Source organism: Kitasatospora sp. A2-31 (assembly GCF_022288725.1).
Taxonomy (GTDB): domain Bacteria; phylum Actinomycetota; class Actinomycetes; order Streptomycetales; family Streptomycetaceae; genus Kitasatospora.
In genome coordinates this window covers 551242-566963 of record NZ_JAKNTA010000002.1, presented here as the reverse complement: position 1 = coordinate 566963, position 15722 = coordinate 551242, and the positions used below count along the sequence as shown (strand labels likewise).

Annotated in this window: 16 protein-coding genes, 1 tRNA gene and 1 pseudogene; 12 read left to right on the top strand and 6 right to left on the bottom strand. The window is 70.8% G+C overall.

Annotation, left to right across the window (positions count from 1 at the left end; translation table 11 throughout):
- Nucleotides 1-23 precede the first annotated feature (23 nt).
- On the bottom strand, nucleotides 24-1202 hold the full coding sequence (locus MCM47_RS07365) for a hypothetical protein (protein ID WP_238859646.1): 1179 nt from the start codon (nucleotides 1200-1202) through the stop codon (nucleotides 24-26).
- Nucleotides 1203-1706: 504 nt separating this feature from the next.
- Here MCM47_RS07365 and MCM47_RS07360 point away from each other — a divergent pair.
- The 5 genes from MCM47_RS07360 (at nucleotide 1707) to MCM47_RS07340 (ending at nucleotide 6563) form a co-directional block, all read left to right on the top strand.
- The gene (locus tag MCM47_RS07360) at nucleotides 1707-2171 is read left to right on the top strand and encodes a hypothetical protein (RefSeq protein WP_238859645.1); all 465 of its coding nucleotides are present in this window, start codon (nucleotides 1707-1709) and stop codon (nucleotides 2169-2171) included.
- A gap of 133 nt (nucleotides 2172-2304) precedes the next feature.
- Nucleotides 2305-3582 (top strand): ABC transporter substrate-binding protein, encoded by a 1278-nt coding sequence (locus MCM47_RS07355; protein WP_238859644.1) that lies wholly within the window; start codon nucleotides 2305-2307, stop codon nucleotides 3580-3582.
- A complete protein-coding gene (locus tag MCM47_RS07350; protein WP_308222296.1) occupies nucleotides 3579-4511 on the top strand; it encodes a sugar ABC transporter permease in 933 nt (310 codons plus the stop codon). The genes MCM47_RS07355 and MCM47_RS07350 overlap by 4 nt, the downstream gene beginning before the upstream one ends.
- On the top strand, nucleotides 4508-5338 hold the full coding sequence (locus MCM47_RS07345; protein ID WP_238859643.1) for a carbohydrate ABC transporter permease: 831 nt from the start codon (nucleotides 4508-4510) through the stop codon (nucleotides 5336-5338). The genes MCM47_RS07350 and MCM47_RS07345 overlap by 4 nt, the downstream gene beginning before the upstream one ends.
- A gap of 37 nt (nucleotides 5339-5375) precedes the next feature.
- Entirely contained in the window at nucleotides 5376-6563 is a 1188-nt protein-coding gene (locus tag MCM47_RS07340) for an ABC transporter ATP-binding protein (RefSeq protein ID WP_238859642.1), read from the top strand.
- A 141-nt stretch (nucleotides 6564-6704) separates the two neighbouring features.
- Here MCM47_RS07340 and MCM47_RS07335 read toward each other — a convergent pair whose 3' ends face one another.
- Entirely contained in the window at nucleotides 6705-7211 is a 507-nt protein-coding gene (locus MCM47_RS07335) for an ArsR family transcriptional regulator (protein ID WP_238859640.1), read from the bottom strand.
- A 57-nt stretch (nucleotides 7212-7268) separates the two neighbouring features.
- Here MCM47_RS07335 and MCM47_RS07330 point away from each other — a divergent pair, with 57 nt between their 5' ends.
- Nucleotides 7269-8180 (top strand): S41 family peptidase, encoded by a 912-nt coding sequence (locus tag MCM47_RS07330; RefSeq protein WP_238859638.1) that lies wholly within the window; start codon nucleotides 7269-7271, stop codon nucleotides 8178-8180.
- 82 nt (nucleotides 8181-8262) lie between these two features.
- Here MCM47_RS07330 and MCM47_RS07325 read toward each other — a convergent pair whose 3' ends face one another.
- Nucleotides 8263-8724 carry a MarR family winged helix-turn-helix transcriptional regulator gene (locus MCM47_RS07325; protein WP_374209084.1) on the bottom strand — a complete coding sequence of 154 codons (462 nt, stop codon included), beginning with the start codon at nucleotides 8722-8724 and terminating at the stop codon, nucleotides 8263-8265.
- Between the two features lie 75 nt (nucleotides 8725-8799).
- Here MCM47_RS07325 and MCM47_RS07320 point away from each other — a divergent pair, with 75 nt between their 5' ends.
- Nucleotides 8800-9327: an SgcJ/EcaC family oxidoreductase gene (locus MCM47_RS07320; RefSeq protein WP_238859636.1), complete on the top strand. Its 528-nt coding sequence runs from the start codon at nucleotides 8800-8802 to the stop codon at nucleotides 9325-9327.
- 139 nt (nucleotides 9328-9466) lie between these two features.
- On the opposite strand, the gene MCM47_RS07315 is transcribed toward MCM47_RS07320, so the two are convergent.
- Nucleotides 9467-9540: transfer RNA gene (locus MCM47_RS07315), tRNA-Met, on the bottom strand.
- A gap of 348 nt (nucleotides 9541-9888) precedes the next feature.
- Between MCM47_RS07315 and MCM47_RS07310 the strand changes: the two genes are divergently transcribed.
- The 5 genes and pseudogenes from MCM47_RS07310 to lexA all read left to right on the top strand — a co-directional run.
- Nucleotides 9889-10953 (top strand): hypothetical protein, encoded by a 1065-nt coding sequence (locus MCM47_RS07310; protein ID WP_238859632.1) that lies wholly within the window; start codon nucleotides 9889-9891, stop codon nucleotides 10951-10953.
- Nucleotides 10954-11242: 289 nt separating this feature from the next.
- On the top strand, nucleotides 11243-12328 hold the full coding sequence (locus MCM47_RS07305) for an IS630 family transposase (protein WP_238859630.1): 1086 nt from the start codon (nucleotides 11243-11245) through the stop codon (nucleotides 12326-12328).
- A gap of 331 nt (nucleotides 12329-12659) precedes the next feature.
- On the top strand, nucleotides 12660-13067 hold the full coding sequence (locus MCM47_RS07300) for a TipAS antibiotic-recognition domain-containing protein (protein ID WP_238859628.1): 408 nt from the start codon (nucleotides 12660-12662) through the stop codon (nucleotides 13065-13067).
- 279 nt (nucleotides 13068-13346) lie between these two features.
- A complete protein-coding gene (locus MCM47_RS07295) occupies nucleotides 13347-14297 on the top strand; it encodes an alpha/beta hydrolase (RefSeq protein WP_238859625.1) in 951 nt (316 codons plus the stop codon).
- Nucleotide 14298: 1 nt separating this feature from the next.
- Nucleotides 14299-14753 (top strand): annotated as a pseudogene (lexA, locus tag MCM47_RS07290) (transcriptional repressor LexA); the annotation flags it as partial.
- A gap of 51 nt (nucleotides 14754-14804) precedes the next feature.
- On the opposite strand, the gene MCM47_RS07285 reads toward lexA, so the two are convergent.
- Both MCM47_RS07285 and MCM47_RS07280 read right to left on the bottom strand, forming a co-directional pair.
- The gene (locus MCM47_RS07285) at nucleotides 14805-15137 is read right to left on the bottom strand and encodes a CPCC family cysteine-rich protein (protein WP_238859623.1); all 333 of its coding nucleotides are present in this window, start codon (nucleotides 15135-15137) and stop codon (nucleotides 14805-14807) included.
- Between the two features lie 85 nt (nucleotides 15138-15222).
- Entirely contained in the window at nucleotides 15223-15585 is a 363-nt protein-coding gene (locus tag MCM47_RS07280) for a hypothetical protein (RefSeq protein ID WP_238859621.1), read from the bottom strand.
- Nucleotides 15586-15722: the final 137 nt, after the last annotated feature.

The following is a 15722-nucleotide window of genomic DNA, read 5'->3' as shown; positions in this document are numbered from 1 at the left end:
GGCTACCGGCTACCGGCTACCGGCTACCGGCGATTCGCGCCCGGCCGGTGGGCATCGCAGAGCCAGCCGGCCGGGTAGAGCCGGGCCTCGGCCCCGCAGTGCGTACGGCCCGCCGAACAGACCCCCTCGCGGACCGAGACCAGGGGCGGTCGGGGGATCGGCACGGCGACGCCGGCCGCCGGAAGCCAGATGGCATCGCCCCCGTCCCGCGGTGGCACGGGCTCGAAGCGCCGCCTGCGTCGCACGACCCGGTCCACGACGCACTGCGCGTCTCGCGGCCGCCCCCTGCGGGTGGCACTCCGGGCCGTCGTCGCCCGTCCCGGGTGATCCTCCTCGGCGAGGGTGCCACCGCTGTCGAGGTACGTCTCCAGGTCCGGGGCCGGCGCCCAGAACCGGTGCAGCGCACGGCCGGCCTGCACCGCGAGGGGGACGTAGGAGCCGTCCGCGATGTCCCGGACGAGGTCGTCGAACTGCCGCGGCCTCGGATCCCACCGCGGATGGCGGCGCCCGCAGCTGCCCTGCCGGCGCCGGGGGCACGGCGCGGGCATGCGCTCGCAGAGCTGCAGGTCGAGGGTCCGTACCCCACCGCGGACCAGCAGGTGGCGGTCGTCGCGTATCGCGGCTGCCGGCAGATCGTCCGCGCGGGTCCAGCGGACGACGTCGATCAGCGGGGACTTCGGGTCCACGGTGTGCCAGACCGTGGTGATCCCGTCGGCGCTCGCGGCGGCGTCGCGGCTGCGCGCGGTCGCCGCGGTGATGTAGGAGAGCTGCGCCTCGAATCCGTACTGCCTTCCCCCGGCGCCGGTGACGAGGACACCGGCACGCCTCCTGCCGTCGGCACCCACGGCGTCGACCTCCGCGGTGTGGCCGCCGCGCTCGGCCGCCCGCGCGCAGCGCTCCTTGTACGCCTTGTGCTCGTCGCTCTCTCCGCGGTGGCCGTCGTGGTGGGGGTTGTGGTGCGCGGCGATGCGCACTCCCCGGCGTTCGTAGACGTACATCCAGGCCGGGACAGCACGAACGGTCAGGCATTGCGGGCAGTGGAGACCCCGCCGGTGAACGGGCCGCCGGTCGGCGAGAAGTCGCTGCCAGAGGTCCGGGTGATCGGGGTGGCCGAGGTCGTCGCGATCGAGATCGAGGGGGGCGTTGACGAGGGTGCAGAAGACGGGGTTGCGCTTGGAGGTTTCGCCGTCGAAATCGTCCATGGCATCTCTTTTCTGCCTTCGGCCACCGAGGTAGGGTCGGCGGGCAGGGACCGCAGGAGAACATTCAATATTCACACTGCCGAAGTACCCCGGCGCCCAAACAGCCGACGGCGGATTGTCCGAATTCCGTCGGCCCCCCGCCGCCCCCGTCCCGGAATGCCGGGGATATCCCCCGGCTTCCGCGCGTTCGCGAGCGACCGCGAGCCTCGGAGCATCGAGAACCGGCCAATGCGCAGCACGCCGAGGCGGAAAACCCCACCGATCGCGCCGGCCGGGGCCCGCTGACGTGCGAACGGGCCAGGGCGGCCCCCGGGACAGCACTCCGGTGCCGCCGGAACGAGTCCGACACGCAGCCGCCCCGCCGACCGGTCATCCTCCCCGCCGCCGCATACGATCACCGCATCCCACCTTCCCGCCGCTTCGACGAGCGGACACCGGCCTCCACCACTCGGCGCCCGGCCGGCGATTCGGTCGGCCACCCGCGGCACCGAGAAAGGATCCGGCATGTCGTACACCGTGGATTTCGAGACCGTCTCGACCGTCGGACTGGAGTCGTCGCCCGTCGCAGCCGCGCTCGCCGGTTTGCGGGCGAACGAGGCCCGCTACTTCAAGAACAAGTACGACCACGTCTTCACGGTGGAGCCCGCGAGCGAGGCGACGACGGTCGTCGACTGGGTGCACCGGATCCTGAAGGAGGAACGCGAGATCGTCATCGCGTCCCGCCCCCTCGAAGCCACGGCCTTCCAGGTCGACGACATCCGCATGGCCTACGTCTTCTACGAGAGCGGCCTTTCCGTCAACGTCATGTACACCATCCACGACCCGAAGAAGCGGGCGGTCGGCTTCAAGCTCTCGGACGGGATGGAGATTCCCGAGGAGCTCGCCTCGCGGTTCAAGTTCGCCCGGCAGCGGTCGAAGCTCGCCGGCACCATCCGCGGTTCGTACTTCGTCCTGAAGAACGAGTACTGAGGAGCACGTGCCGCCCCGTCGAAGGCTCCTCCATCCGGCTGGTCTCCCCGCGTGGCGGGCGCGCCATCGCGTCGGTGGCGCACCGTGGCGGGCTAGCGTCGTCGAGTCCGTCCGTCACAGTCCCGGGAGAGCGATGCCGGTCATCCGCGGGTTCCGCTCACGGTGGTGCACCGCCGCTGCGGGCCTGTTCGTGCTCGCGCAGACCCTGACGGGCTGCGGGAGCAGCGGTCAGGGCGGACCGGTCACGCTGAACTGGTACAACTTCCCGGACGACTCCGGGGCCCTCGAACAGGCCGCCGACCGCTGCGGCCGGCAGTCCGGCGGCCGGTACACCATCAACTACAACAAGCTGCCGCGCGGCGCCGACGGCCAGCGCCAGCAGCTGGTGCGCCGGATGGCCGCGCACGACGCCGAGGTGGACATCCTCGGTCTGGACGTGACCTGGCCGGCGGAGTTCGCGGAGGCCGGCTGGATCCGCGAGTGGACCGGGCCGATGAAGGAGCAGGCCACCGCGGACACGCTGGACGCGGCCGTGCGGACCGCGACCTGGCAGGGACGCCTGTTCGCGGCGCCGTACAACTCCAACACGCAGCTGCTCTGGTACCGGGACGATTTGGTGCCGACCCCGCCGAGGACCTGGGCGCAGATGCTGGCCCAGGCGGACGCGCTGGCCAAGCAGGGCAAGCCGCACTACGTGGAGATCCAGGGCGCCCAGTACGAGGGCCTGACGGTGTGGTTCAACACACTGATCACGAGCGCGGGCGGCTCCATCCTGACGCCGGACGCGCAGGCACCGTCACTCGGCCCGCCGGCGGTGGCGGCCGCGCAGGTGATGCGCGACACCGCGACGTCGGCGGCCGCCGACCCTTCGCTGCCCAACCAGATGGAGGACCAGAACCGGCTGGCGATGGAGTCGGGGACGGCCGCGTTCGAGCTCAACTACCCGTTCGTCTACCCGTCGATGAAGGCCAACCAGCCCGAGCTGTTCCAGCACTTCCGCTGGGCGCCGTACCCGTCGGTGCTGCCCGACCGGCCGGCCACCGTCACCATCGGCGGGATCGACCTGGCCGTCGGCGCGTACAGCCGGCACCCCGACCTCGCGTTCGAGGCCACCCTCTGCCTGCGGGACCGCGAGAACCAGCTCACCAACGCGCTGAAGGGCGGCCTGCCGCCGTCCCTGCGCAGCCTCTACCAGGCGGCCGAGCTCACCGAGAGCTACCCGTTCGCCGCGGACGTGCTGGCCGCGCTGGACAACGCCAGCGTGCGGCCGCAGACCCCCGCCTACCAGAACGTGTCCATCGCGATCTCGCACACCCTCTCACCGCCCGCCGACATCCATCCGGAGAGCACCGTGGCCGACCTCCGCGGGCAGATCGAGGACGCCCTCGGCTCCAAGGGGCTGATCCCGTGACACCTGCCACCGCACTCGGCGACCGGGCCGGGAAGAAGACCGCGGAACTCTCCGAGGGCGCCCGTCAGGAACGCAAGCTCGGCCTGCTGCTCTGCGCGCCCGCCGCCATCGTGATGCTGGCCGTCACCGCCTACCCGATCGTCTACGCGATCTACCTCTCGCTGCAACGCTACGACCTGCGGTTCCCGCAGCAGGCACACTGGGTGGGACTCTCCAACTACGGCGCGGTGCTCACCTCGCCGTTCTGGTGGCAGGCGCTGTGGGTCACCGTGCTGATCACCGTGGTCTCGGTCGCGATCGAGCTGGTGCTCGGCATGGCCCTCGCCCTGGTGATGCACCGCGCGGTGTTCGGCCGCGGCACCGTGCGCACCGCGGTCCTGATCCCGTACGGCATCGTCACCGTGGTCGCCGCCTACTCCTGGCAGTACGCCTGGACGCCCGGCGTCGGCTACCTCGCCGCGCTCCTGCCGGAGGGCAGCGCCCCGCTGACCGACCAGTGGCAGGCGATCGGCCTGATCATCCTGGCCGAGGTGTGGAAGACCACGCCGTTCATGGCCCTGCTCCTCCTCGCCGGCCTGGCCCTGGTGCCGGAGGAGACCGTCCGGGCGGCGATGGTGGACGGCGCGACGTTCTGGCAGCGGCTGCGGCTGGTGGTCCTGCCGCTGATGAAACCGGCGATCCTGGTCGCCCTGCTGTTCCGCACCCTGGACGCGTTCCGCATCTTCGACAACATCTACGTGCTGACCGGCGGCGCCAACGACACCGGATCGGTGTCGATCCTCGGCTACGACAACCTGTTCACCGCCCTGAACCTGGGCATCGGGTCGGCGATCTCGGTGCTGATCTTCCTCTGCGTCGCGGTCATCGCCTTCGTCTTCATCAAGGTCTTCGGCGCCGCCGCGCCGGGTGGCGAGCCGGAGCGCCGATGAGCAGCCACACCCGTACCCTGACCAGCTGGGGCTTCGCCAACCTGATCGTCATCCTGTACGCACTGTTCCCGGTGTGGTGGATCGTGGCGCTCTCGTTCAAGGACCCGAGCACCCTCACCGACGGCGACTTCATCCCGCGCGAGTGGACGTGGGAGAACTACCGGGGCATCTTCCAGACCTCCGAGTTCACCCGCGCCCTGGTCAACTCGATCGGCATCTCGGTGATCGCCACCACCATCGCCGTCGTCCTGGGCACGATGGCCGCCTACGCGGTCGCCCGGCTGCGGTTCCCCGGCAAGCGGCTGCTGATCGGCGTCTCGCTGCTGATCGCCATGTTCCCGCCGATCTCGCTGGTCTCACCGCTGTTCAACATCGAGCGCACGCTGGGCATCTTCGACACCTGGATCGGTCTGATCATCCCGTACATGACCTTCTCGCTGCCGCTGGCGATCTACACCCTGTCGGCCTTCTTCCGCGAGATCCCGTGGGACCTGGAGAAGGCGGCCAAGGTGGACGGCGCCACCCCGTGGCAGGCCTTCCGCCTGGTCATCGCCCCGCTGGCCGCTCCCGGCGTCTTCACCACCGGCATCCTGGTCTTCATCTTCTGCTGGAACGACTTCCTGTTCGCCATCTCGCTGACCTCGACCACCTCGGCCAGGACCGTACCGGCGGCCATCGCCTTCTTCACCGGCAGCTCGCAGTTCCAGCAGCCGACCGGATCCATCGCCGCGGCGGCGGTGGTCATCACCATCCCCATCGTGATCTTCGTCCTGCTGTTCCAGCGCCGCATCGTCGCCGGCCTCACCGCCGGCGCAGTCAAGGGATGAGACCGCCCCCCACCGGGCGGGACCAGGAAGGCGAACCGTGGCCGAGATCGTCCTCGACGGCATCACCAAGCGCTACCCCGACGGCGCGCTCGCCGTCCGCGACTTCAACCTCACCATCGCCGACGGCGAGTTCGTCATCCTCGTCGGCCCCTCCGGATGCGGCAAGTCCACCACCCTCAACATGATCGCGGGCCTGGAGGACATCACCGAGGGCACCCTGAGCATCGGCGGACAGGTCGTCAACGACCGCGCGCCCAAGGACCGCGACATCGCCATGGTGTTCCAGAGCTACGCGCTCTACCCGCACATGAGCGTCCGCGACAACATGGGCTTCGCGCTGCGCCTCGCCAAGGTGGACAAGGCCACCATCGCGGCCAAGGTCGAGGAGGCCGCCCGCATCCTCGACCTGACCCAGCACCTCGACCGCCGGCCGGCCAACCTCTCCGGCGGCCAGCGCCAGCGGGTCGCGATGGGCCGCGCCATCGTCCGGGACCCCAAGGCGTTCCTGATGGACGAGCCGCTGTCCAACCTCGACGCCAAGCTCCGGGTCCAGATGCGCACCCAGATCGCCGCTCTCCAGCGGCGGCTGGGCACCACCACCGTCTACGTCACCCACGACCAGGTCGAGGCGATGACCCTCGGCGACCGGGTGGTCGTCATGCGCTCGGGCGTCGTCCAGCAGGTCGGGTCGCCGCAGCACCTCTACGACGCACCGGTGAACCTCTTCGTCGCCGGCTTCATCGGCTCGCCCGGCATGAACTTCCTCGCCGCCACCCTGGAACAGAGCGTCCTGCGCACCTCCCTCGGCGACCTCCCGGTCGACGACCGCACGCGCCGCGCGCTGGAGCAGGCGAACGCGCCGCGCGACGTCATCGTGGGCATCCGCCCGGAGGACTTCGAGGACGCCGCCCTCGTCGACGACCGCGGCGGCGATCCCGTCTGCACTGTCACCGTCGACGTCCGCGAATCCGTCGGCTCCGACGTGTACGTGCACTTCACCGAGACCGGAGGCCCCGCCCACTCCGAGGAGCTCGCCGAGATCGCCGCCGACTCCGGCCGGGCGGACACCGGCATGGGCGAGCACCGCCTCGTCGCCCGTCTGAACACCGCGACACGCGCCGCCGAGGGCGCCCGGCTGGACCTGTGGATCAACACCTCCCGGATCCACGTCTTCGACCCTGGCAGCGGCACCAACCTGACCCGCCCGGGTGAGCCGGTGGCCTGACCGCGCCGCGCTGCGCCACTCCGGAGGATCCCCCGTCCGCGACCGGGAGTTCACAGGTCCTCGACGCGTTGATCGGCCCGCTCGACGACTCCTCGGCTGCGTGCCGGCCGGGCGAGGTGCCGGGCGGAACCGCCACCGGTCCTACGCGCCCGCCTGCTGGTAGAGCGTCACCAGGAGACCGTGCACCGGCTCGCCCTCCGGATCCTCCTCCGTCTCGTCGACCAGTGCGGCCAGCGCCTCGGCGAGCCGCGCCGCCTTGGCCGGGCTGAGCCGGATGTGGCGCACGCTCAGGAGGTGGTCGGCGGGTGAGCGCTCCAACTCCTGGGCGATGGCGCCGAGCAGCGCGGCCGTCCCCTCGGCCTGCGGTTCGGCGACGAGGAGCCGCTCGGCGGTCCGCCGGTAGTACTTCTCGGTGCCGCCGCGCACCCGTCGCGTTCCCGCGTCCTGGACCAGCCCCGCCCCGCAGAGCACCCCGAGGTGGTGGGAGACGCTGCCCTTGTTCGCTCCCAGCTGCGCGGCGAGCCGGCTGATCGTCGACGGCCGGGCGCTCAGGGCGAAGAGCAGGCGCTGGCGCATCGGGTGGGCGAGGGCGGTGTGCTGGAGGGAGGTGCTGATCCGCTGGATCTCTTCACCTGGTTGCTGGCTCACCTGATCAAGCGTTAAGTCCGTTTGACGCTTTGGCAAGCCGCTGGTCTACTCCCTCCCATGACCTCCACCACATCGTCACCCGTGCTGGACACCGTCGCCGTCGTCGAGTCGATCGCCGACCTGATCGCCGGGAACTACGTGTTCCCCGACGTCGCCCGGCAACTGGCATCGCTGCTGCGGAGCCGGAGCGCCGAGGGCTTCTACCGGGCCGAAACCGCGGAGGAGCTGGCCGAAGCCGTCACCGCGGACCTGAGGTCGGTCAACGGCGACCTGCACCTGGCCCTCAAGTACCACGCCGTGCCGGTGCCGCGCGAGCAGGGCGAGGCGGCCCTCGCCGCGATGCGGAGGGAATTCGACGCCTCCCTGAGCGGCGTTCCGCGGGTCGAGCTGCTGGACGCCGGCGTCGCGGTCCTGGAGATCGCACCCAAGATCTTCCCGCTGGACTGGGCGGCGCAGCCGCTGGCCGCGGCACTCTCCCTGGTGGCACCCGCCCGCGCCCTCATCCTGGACCTGCGCCGCAACACCGGCGGCGATCCGGACACGGTCGCCTTCATCTGCGGCTACCTGCTCGACGGCCGCACCCACCTCAACACCATGCTCTCGCGACAGGGGGAGGCGGCTGCGCAGTCCTGGACGCCGCCGTTCGTCCCGGGTGCCCGTTTCGGCGCCGAGAAGCCGCTCTACGTGCTGACCAGCGGAAGCACCTTCTCCGCGGCCGAGGAGCTGGCCTACGACCTGCAGCAGCTCGGGCGCGCCGAGGTCGTCGGGGAGGCCACCCGGGGCGGCGCGCACCCGCGCGACGGCTGGACGGTCCACCCGCACCTGGAGCTCAGCGTGCCCGTCGCCCGAGCGGTCAACCCGGTCTCGGGTACCAACTGGGAGGGCACCGGCGTCCGGCCCGATGTGCCATGCGACGCCGAGGCGGCGCTCGACCGCGCACTGTCCCTGGCCGTGGCGCGCCTGGCCTAGGGCGCTACCACGACACGGCGCCGCGGGCGCCCCCCTCGCAATCGCGCGACGGGGGCGCCCGCGGCGCCGTCGCATCGACGCCTCATTCGGCTCTCTCGGCCCGTAGCTGTTCGGCGGCCGCCTGATAGGCGTCGGCAGCGCGGGCGAAGTAGTCGAAGAGGACTTCGAGCTGCTCGGGCGAGTAGGCCTCCAGGACCTCTTCGATCCGCTGGCGCGCCGGAGCCATGACCCGGTCGATGTCGGCAGGCCGGCCGATCGGTTCGACGATCACCTTGCGCCGGTCGCCGGGGTCCGGGGCCCGGCGTACGTAGCCGGCCTGCTCCAGGCGGTCGATGAGACGGGTGGTCGGGCCGGTGGTGAGGCCGCTGCGGGTGCCGAGCTCGCCGGGAGTCATCGGGCCGGCCAGTTGAAGGATGTTCAGGGCGTAGAGATCGGTGGCGCCGAGCTCGCACGCCTTGGCACTGGCATGGCCGTGCAGCATCACAGCGCTCAGATACCGGCGGTAGACCTCACTGGCACCGGACGGCAGGGCGGACGTTGACACCGGTTCCTCCACTCCCTAATCTCTTCTTCGACGAAGAGACTTCACTGGAGAAGCATCTTCGCCAAAGAAGCTATCATGGAAGGGGAGACCATGAGCACCGCCGACGACACCACGACCGCCGACCGCTGCACCACCGCCCCCCACGCGTCCGACGCCGCCGCGATCCGCGCCCTGCTGGAGCGCAGCGCCGCGGCCTGGGCCGACGGCGACGGCGCCGGGTACGGCACCTGCTTCACCGAGGACGCCACCGACGTCACCTACGTCGGCACCGTCTACCACGGCGGTGAGGAGATCGGCCGGGCCCACCAGGCCCTCTTCGACAGCTTCCTCAAGGGCACCCGCCTGATCCTCGACATCACCGACCTTCGCTTCTACGGCACCGACGCAGCAGTGGTCGTCACCCGCGGCGACGTCCGCAAGGGGGGCGCCGCGGAGCGGGACCGCAAGCAGGGCAGCAAGCTGGGCAAGCTCGCGACCTACACGGTGGTGCGCGGGGTCGACGGCCGGTGGCGGATCGCCGCCGTCCAGAAGACCCGACGCAAGCCCCTGATGGAGGCCGTCTCCTTCCGCTTCCAGCCGGCGACGCGACCCGGGGCCCACTGAGACGCGCCCCCCCTGCGCCCGCATCCGCCCGGCCTGCACCGCCTCGAGCCTGCGCCGGAACACGTGCCGCGGCTCGAAGACACTGCAGGGGCACAAACAGAACGGCCCGGAACGTTTCGTTCCGGGCCGTTCATTCTCGTAGCGGGGACAGGATTTGAACCTGCGACCTCTGGGTTATGAGCCCAGCGAGCTACCGAGCTGCTCCACCCCGCGTCGGCAGGAGCAACAGTACAGCCCGACCGGCGCTGCAGGCAAAACGGTCCCGCCCGGACGCGGCACCGCCCCCCGCTCCGGCGATCCGAGCCACAACCACCCACCGGAGCGGTGCGATGACAGGGCGTCGCGCGTAGTCGCTCGAGTGCGGAGGGTGGCGGACGGGGCGTCACGGCCGCCGCCGGCTCCGCAATCCGGCACTTCGCCCCATGTGGACACCGGCCGAGGGTTGTGGTAGTGGCCCCGCATCGAGACGATGAGGGAAAGACTTCCCAAGGCCCGACAGCCAGCTCAGCGACCTCAACCGCCCGCGTCCGTGCGGTGGTTCGCAGATGGGAGGGTTCCCTCATGGCTGGTGGCAAGAAGGCGGCGGCGGCCTATCCGGCGCCGCAGCTCTGTTCCGTGAAACCGTCCGCAACACCGGCTCCCCGGTTAGGCCTGGCGCCGGCTCGCGCCAGCGCGATACGCACCGTTCGGAAGAAGTGGCTGAACGGTACCGTCCTGCACTACTGCTTCCTCGACACCGGCGGCCCCGATCGCCCGCCCGGCCAGCCCGACGCCGTTCGCAACGCCTTCACGGAGTGGAAGGGCCTCGGCATCGGCCTGGACTTCCGGGAGGTGGACGACATCTCGGAGGCCGAGGTCCGGATCAGTTTCAAGGGGGACAAGTCGGAGTCCGCCGTGGGCCGGGACGTGCTGGGGGTCCCGCGCCGTGAGCCCACCACCAGCTACGGCTGGGACCTCACGGACGCCTCCGGCCACGCCACCGCGCTGCACGAGCTCGGGCACGTCCTGGGCTTCGAGCACGAGCACCAGAACCCGAACGCCGGCATCGACTGGAACGACGAGGTGGTCTACGCGGCCCTCGCCCAGCCCCCCAACCGCTGGGACCGGGCCACGACCTTCTTCAACATCATCCGCAAGCTGGACCCGGCCGAGGTCGAGGGCTCGACCTTCGACAAGGACTCGGTCATGGAGTACCCCGTCGCGCCCGGATGGATCAGGCGGCCGAAGCGACTCCGCCTCCAGGGCATTCCCGAGCCGCTGTCCCTGTCGGCGACCGACAAGGAGGACGTGCTGGCCTGGTACCCGGCGCTGGTGGCGCAACCCCGCGTGCTGACGCCCCACCAGCCCGTCCAGCTCCCGACCGGAGTCGGGGACCAGGTCGATCTCGCGCTCTCACCGACCGAGACGCGCAAGTACTCCATCGGCACCTTCGGTGACGCCGACGTGCTGATGGCCCTGTTCGAGCGGGTCAACGGGGAGCTGCGGTACGTCACCGCCGAGGACGACAGCGGCGAGGACCGCAACGCCCGCCTGGGCGTCAAGCTTTTCAAGGGGCGCAACTACCTCCTGCGGGCGCGCATCTACTGCGCGTGGGGCGCCGGTGAGGCGGCGCTGATGCACTGGTGACGTCCGTCCTCCGCCGCCCTTCCCGGCACGACCCGAAATGCCGGTCGGTGCAATCGACGCCGACCGGCACCCGAGAGACTCCGGCACGGACGGCGCCGTCGGCCACGGCGCAGGCCCGGCGAGCGCTGCGCAGGAAGTCGGGCCGCCCGACTTCCTGCGCAGCGTCCTCCCGGCTAGTGAGCTGGTCTTGAGATCTGCGGTCGCCACGTGAGGCGCTTTGCGCCACATTTCCGGTGCTCTCCGCGCTCCAGGTGGTGACATGGCGTCAGCTCTGCAGTCTGCTGTCCGTATGGGTGACAACAGGCTGCAGCCGCTGGTCCTGTCGGATTCGGAGCGGCTGACCTTGCAGGGATGGGCGACCCGACGCAGGACCGCCCAAGGGCTCGCGATGCGAGCGCGAATCGTGCTGGCTTGCGCAGAGGGCGGCAGCAACATCGCGGTGGCCGCCCGGCTGGGGGTCAACCGGGGCACGGTCAACCGGTGGCGGGCCCGGTTCCTGCACGACCGCCTGGACGGCCTGGCCGACGAACCGAGGCCCGGGGTCCCGCGCACCATCACCGACGCCCAAGTGGAGGAGGTAGTGGTGCGCACCCTGGAAGAGACGCCGGAGGGCTCCACCCACTGGTCGAAGCGGGAGCTGGCCGCGAAGGTCGGCATCTCACCGTCGAGCGTGCTGCGAATCTGGCGAGCCTTCGGGCTGCAGCCCTGGCGGACGGAGACCTTCAAGATCTCTCCGGACCCACTGCTGATCGACAAGATCCGGGACGTGGTCGGCCTCTACCTGGCCCCGCCGGCGAACGCGGTGGTCTTCGCGGTGGACGAGAAGCCGCAGATCCAGGCCCTGGAGCGGACCGCGCCAGTGCTACCGATGTTGCCCGGGGTCCCCGAACGCCGCAGCTTCGACTACGTCCGCCATGGCACCGTGGATCTGTTCGCCGCGCTGAACGTCGCCACGGGCAAGGTCATCAGCCGGCTATCCGCCCAGCACCGCGCCGTCGACTTCCGGGACTTCCTCGACAAGATCGACCGCCAGACCGAGCCGGGCCTGGCGGTCCACGTGATCTGCGACAACCTGTCCACCCACAAGTCACCCGTGGTGCACCGCTGGCTGGTCGCGCATCCCCGCGTCCAGCTGCACTTCACGCCGACGTACTCGTCCTGGATCAACCAGGTCGAGCGGTGGTTCGCGGAGCTGGAACGGCGCTGCCTCGAGCGTGGAGTGTTCTGCTCGCTCGACGACCTGAAGACCACGCTCGAGGACTGGATCAAGAACTGGAACGACAGCGCCCACCCTTTCAAGTGGACCAAGACCGCCGACCAGATCATCGACCGAATCTGCCGCTACTGCTCAAGAATCTCCGGACCAGCTCACTAGGAGCTGTCCGGCCGACCATTGACGGCATGCTCCGGCCACTACTCGACGGCCGCGCTCCTCCTGCGGCGCGAGGTCCGCCGCCGGAGTCCGGGCCCGCGCGGTTGAACGGCTGGACGCTCCGCTCCGACGGCTCGCCGTTCGGACTGCGCCTTTCCGCCGCTGGCTGACCGGGAGGGGGCGCCCACGGGTCCAGGAATTGGTTTGCCGTTCCGGTGGCGGTGTGTCATCGTCCGCCCTGGACCGGCAGTTGATCACCGACGGCCGGTCGATGTCGATGTCGGCGCTCTCTCGGGTCCACCGGAGAGGCGATGCAACAACGGGAAGCGGTGCAGTGGGGAACAGTTACGAGGACCAGTGTCGCCGGTCGTTGGCCGAGGAGCAGGCGAAGAGCCTTGCCGAGACCAACGACTGGGAACACGTGGACAGGGAGCGGGTCCACCAGGACTGGGACCTCCTGTATCGGGAGATCACGGCTCTCCTGGACGGCGGCTCCCTGCCCGGGGACCAGCAGATCCAGGAGCTCGTCCGCAGGCACTTCGACATCGCCTGCCGGTTCTACACCCCCTCCAGGGAGGCGTACGTCGGCATGTCGCTCTTCTATGCCGAGGACGAGGCCATGAGGGCGTTCCACGATTCCTACCACCCCGGGTTGGTGGAGTTCCTGGGCGCCGCGATCAACGTGTTCGCCGAGCAGGGAAGCGGGTTCGCCCCCAGCACAGGCGCCAAGCTTTCGGCGTAGTCGGGCGACACGGGCCAGGACATGCGCGGGTGGGTGCGCCCGGACCGGGATCCGGGCGCATTCACCGAGGGATCGGGGGTCAGGCCCCGGGGCTGAGACGCCCCTAGGCACCCTCGGGACCGGCGGCATCGTCCCGCTCCTCACGGAACTCCAACCGTGGTCGCCAGGACAGCGGCTCGTACTGCAACGGTGCTTACCGCGACGAGGCTTCAGCTCCCAGTGTGTGAACGGATGTCGACCTTTGTCGCTCTCGGTCGGCCTTCGCGCATACTCGACCGCATGGAGACCGAGCCGTACCTGGACCCCGAGCTGGCCGCCGCGCTGGCCGCCCGCGGTGGAGTGCCCGCGCCGCTGACGCCCGGCGGGCTCGCGGCCTGGCAGCGGCGGGACGCCGAACGGCGGCCGAGGCCGACGCTGAGCCAACTCGCCGACGGCGGACGGTTCGAGGCGGCCGAGCACGACGCGGACGGGGTCGCCGTGGTCTCCGGCCGTCCGGCCGGGGCGGACGGCGTACTGCCCGCGCTGCTGTACCTGCACGGGGGCGGCCTGATCGGCGGCAACGCATACGCCGTACTGCCGCGCGTGCTGCGGGAGTTGGCGGAGCCGCTCGGGCTGGCCGTGCTCTCCGTCGAGTACCCGCTCGCCCCCGCCGCCCGCTACCCCGCCCCGCTGCACGCCTGCCGCACCGCCCTGCGCTGGGCCGCCGCGCACGCCGGGAGGCTGCGGATCGACCCCGACCGGATCGTGCTCGCCGGCAAGAGCGCCGGCGGCGGACTGGCCGCCGCCCTCAGCCTGCTGCTCCGCGACCGGGGCGGCCCGGCGCCGTACGGACAACTGCTGCTCAGCCCGATGCTGGACGACCGCGGCACCACCTCCTCTACCCGGCAGGCCGCCGGCCACGACACCTGGGACGCGACCTCCAACGCCACCGCCTGGCAGGCCGCCCTCGGCCCCCTGCACCGTGCCCCCGACCTCCCCCCGTACGCCGCCCCCGCCCGCGCCCACGACCTCACCGACCTGCCCCCCGCCTACCTGGAGGTCGGCTCTGCCGAAACCTTCCGCGACGAGGTCACCGCCTACGCCGACGCCCTCTGGCGGGCCGGCGGCCACGTCGAACTCCACGTCTGGCCCGGCGCCCTCCACGGCTTCGACACCCTCGCCCCGGACGCGGCCGTCAGCCGCACCGCGGTCGCTGCCCGGCAGGACTGGCTGCGCCGCCTGCTCGGCTGACTTGCACCGCGACCCGAACCGCCCCTGCGCCTACGGCGTGCGCGAGGACCACGTCGCGCCACCCCTGTCCTGCCGGAACCCTCCGCCGGCACTGTTCCGCCGGCCGGCCGCATCGCCGCCGGCGCCCCGATCCGCGCCGAGCAGCACGTCGAGGACCAGCTCACCCTGCCCCGCCGCCTCGTCTGCCGCGGACAGCTGTCCGTCTTGGAAGTGGGCGGCGACTCGATGACCGAAGCGGCCATCACCGACGGCGACACCGTCGTCGTCCGACGCCAGCCGGTCGCCGAGAACGGCGACATCGTGGCCGCGATGATCGACGGCGAAGCCACCGTCAAGCGCCTCAAGCGCGAAAACGGCCGGATCCGGCTGATGCCGCACAACCCCGCGTACGAGCCGATCAACGGCGTCAACGCCACCATCCTGGGCAAGGTCGTCGCCGTCCTACGCCGCCTCTGATTCGCCGGGGCACCGAGCCCCGACCCTGGCCTAGGCGGATCGTCCAGCCTTCTAGAGCCAGCGATACTCCGGGTCCTTGTACTTCCGTTCCTCGGGGAAGGGCGCGCGAACGTACCTGACCCACTGAGGCGCACAAGCGCCGATCGTCTCGTAGTTGTGCTGTGCCTCGGCAAGGCTCAGTGCCCCGTTCGGACCGCCGCGGACCTCGTCGCGATCGTGCTCGTCCTGCCCGTCGTCCTCCCAGTAGCACACGAGGCATGTCTCGTTCGCCCCGCGGGATTCGATGGTCAGGTAGCCGCAGCACGGGCACGCGTACGGGCCGTTCTCCGGTCCGAGCACAATGTTGAACCTCAGCGGGTTAGCGCCCTTGTCGTCGCTGGTCACCCTGCCACAGGTATCAGCACTCACCGACAACCGGCACAGTGCGAGCGTGGTCCGAGGCCAGACGCCAAGGCGATCGGTGCGGCGGCTACTTGGGGACCGTCATGGCATCGCGGATGCGGCGGACGCGGTCGGCGGCGTCAGCCTGGTCGAGCGTGGTCGGGCTCCCTTCGGCCGAGGGCGGGAAGGCCACAGAGCCTGCGGTGTAGTGGTCGGCCCAGAGGCAGATGGACACGACGAGTAGTGCCTCGGTCGAGACTCCGCACTTGAGCCGGCCCTGCGGGTCGTGCGGGTCCCGCGCGTCGACGTCGGTGAGCGGCACCGCCCACTTGCCCCTCGGAGACTGCATCCCGGCAATCGCGGACGTGGCCACTATGTCGGGATCCGTGATGGTACCCCAGGCGCCGCCGATGGTGAGGGTGCCACCGGAGTCAGCGGTGTACTTGGCCACCAGGCTGCCGTCGAAGCTTTCGTAGCCGGCCGGCTGCGGACTTGCCGGGTGGTCGGCGCGGACATCGGCGGGGCCCTCGGCCCGATAGCCGCCGGGAAGAGACTCCGGAGCGGTCAGCCGCAATGAGCCCGGTGCCG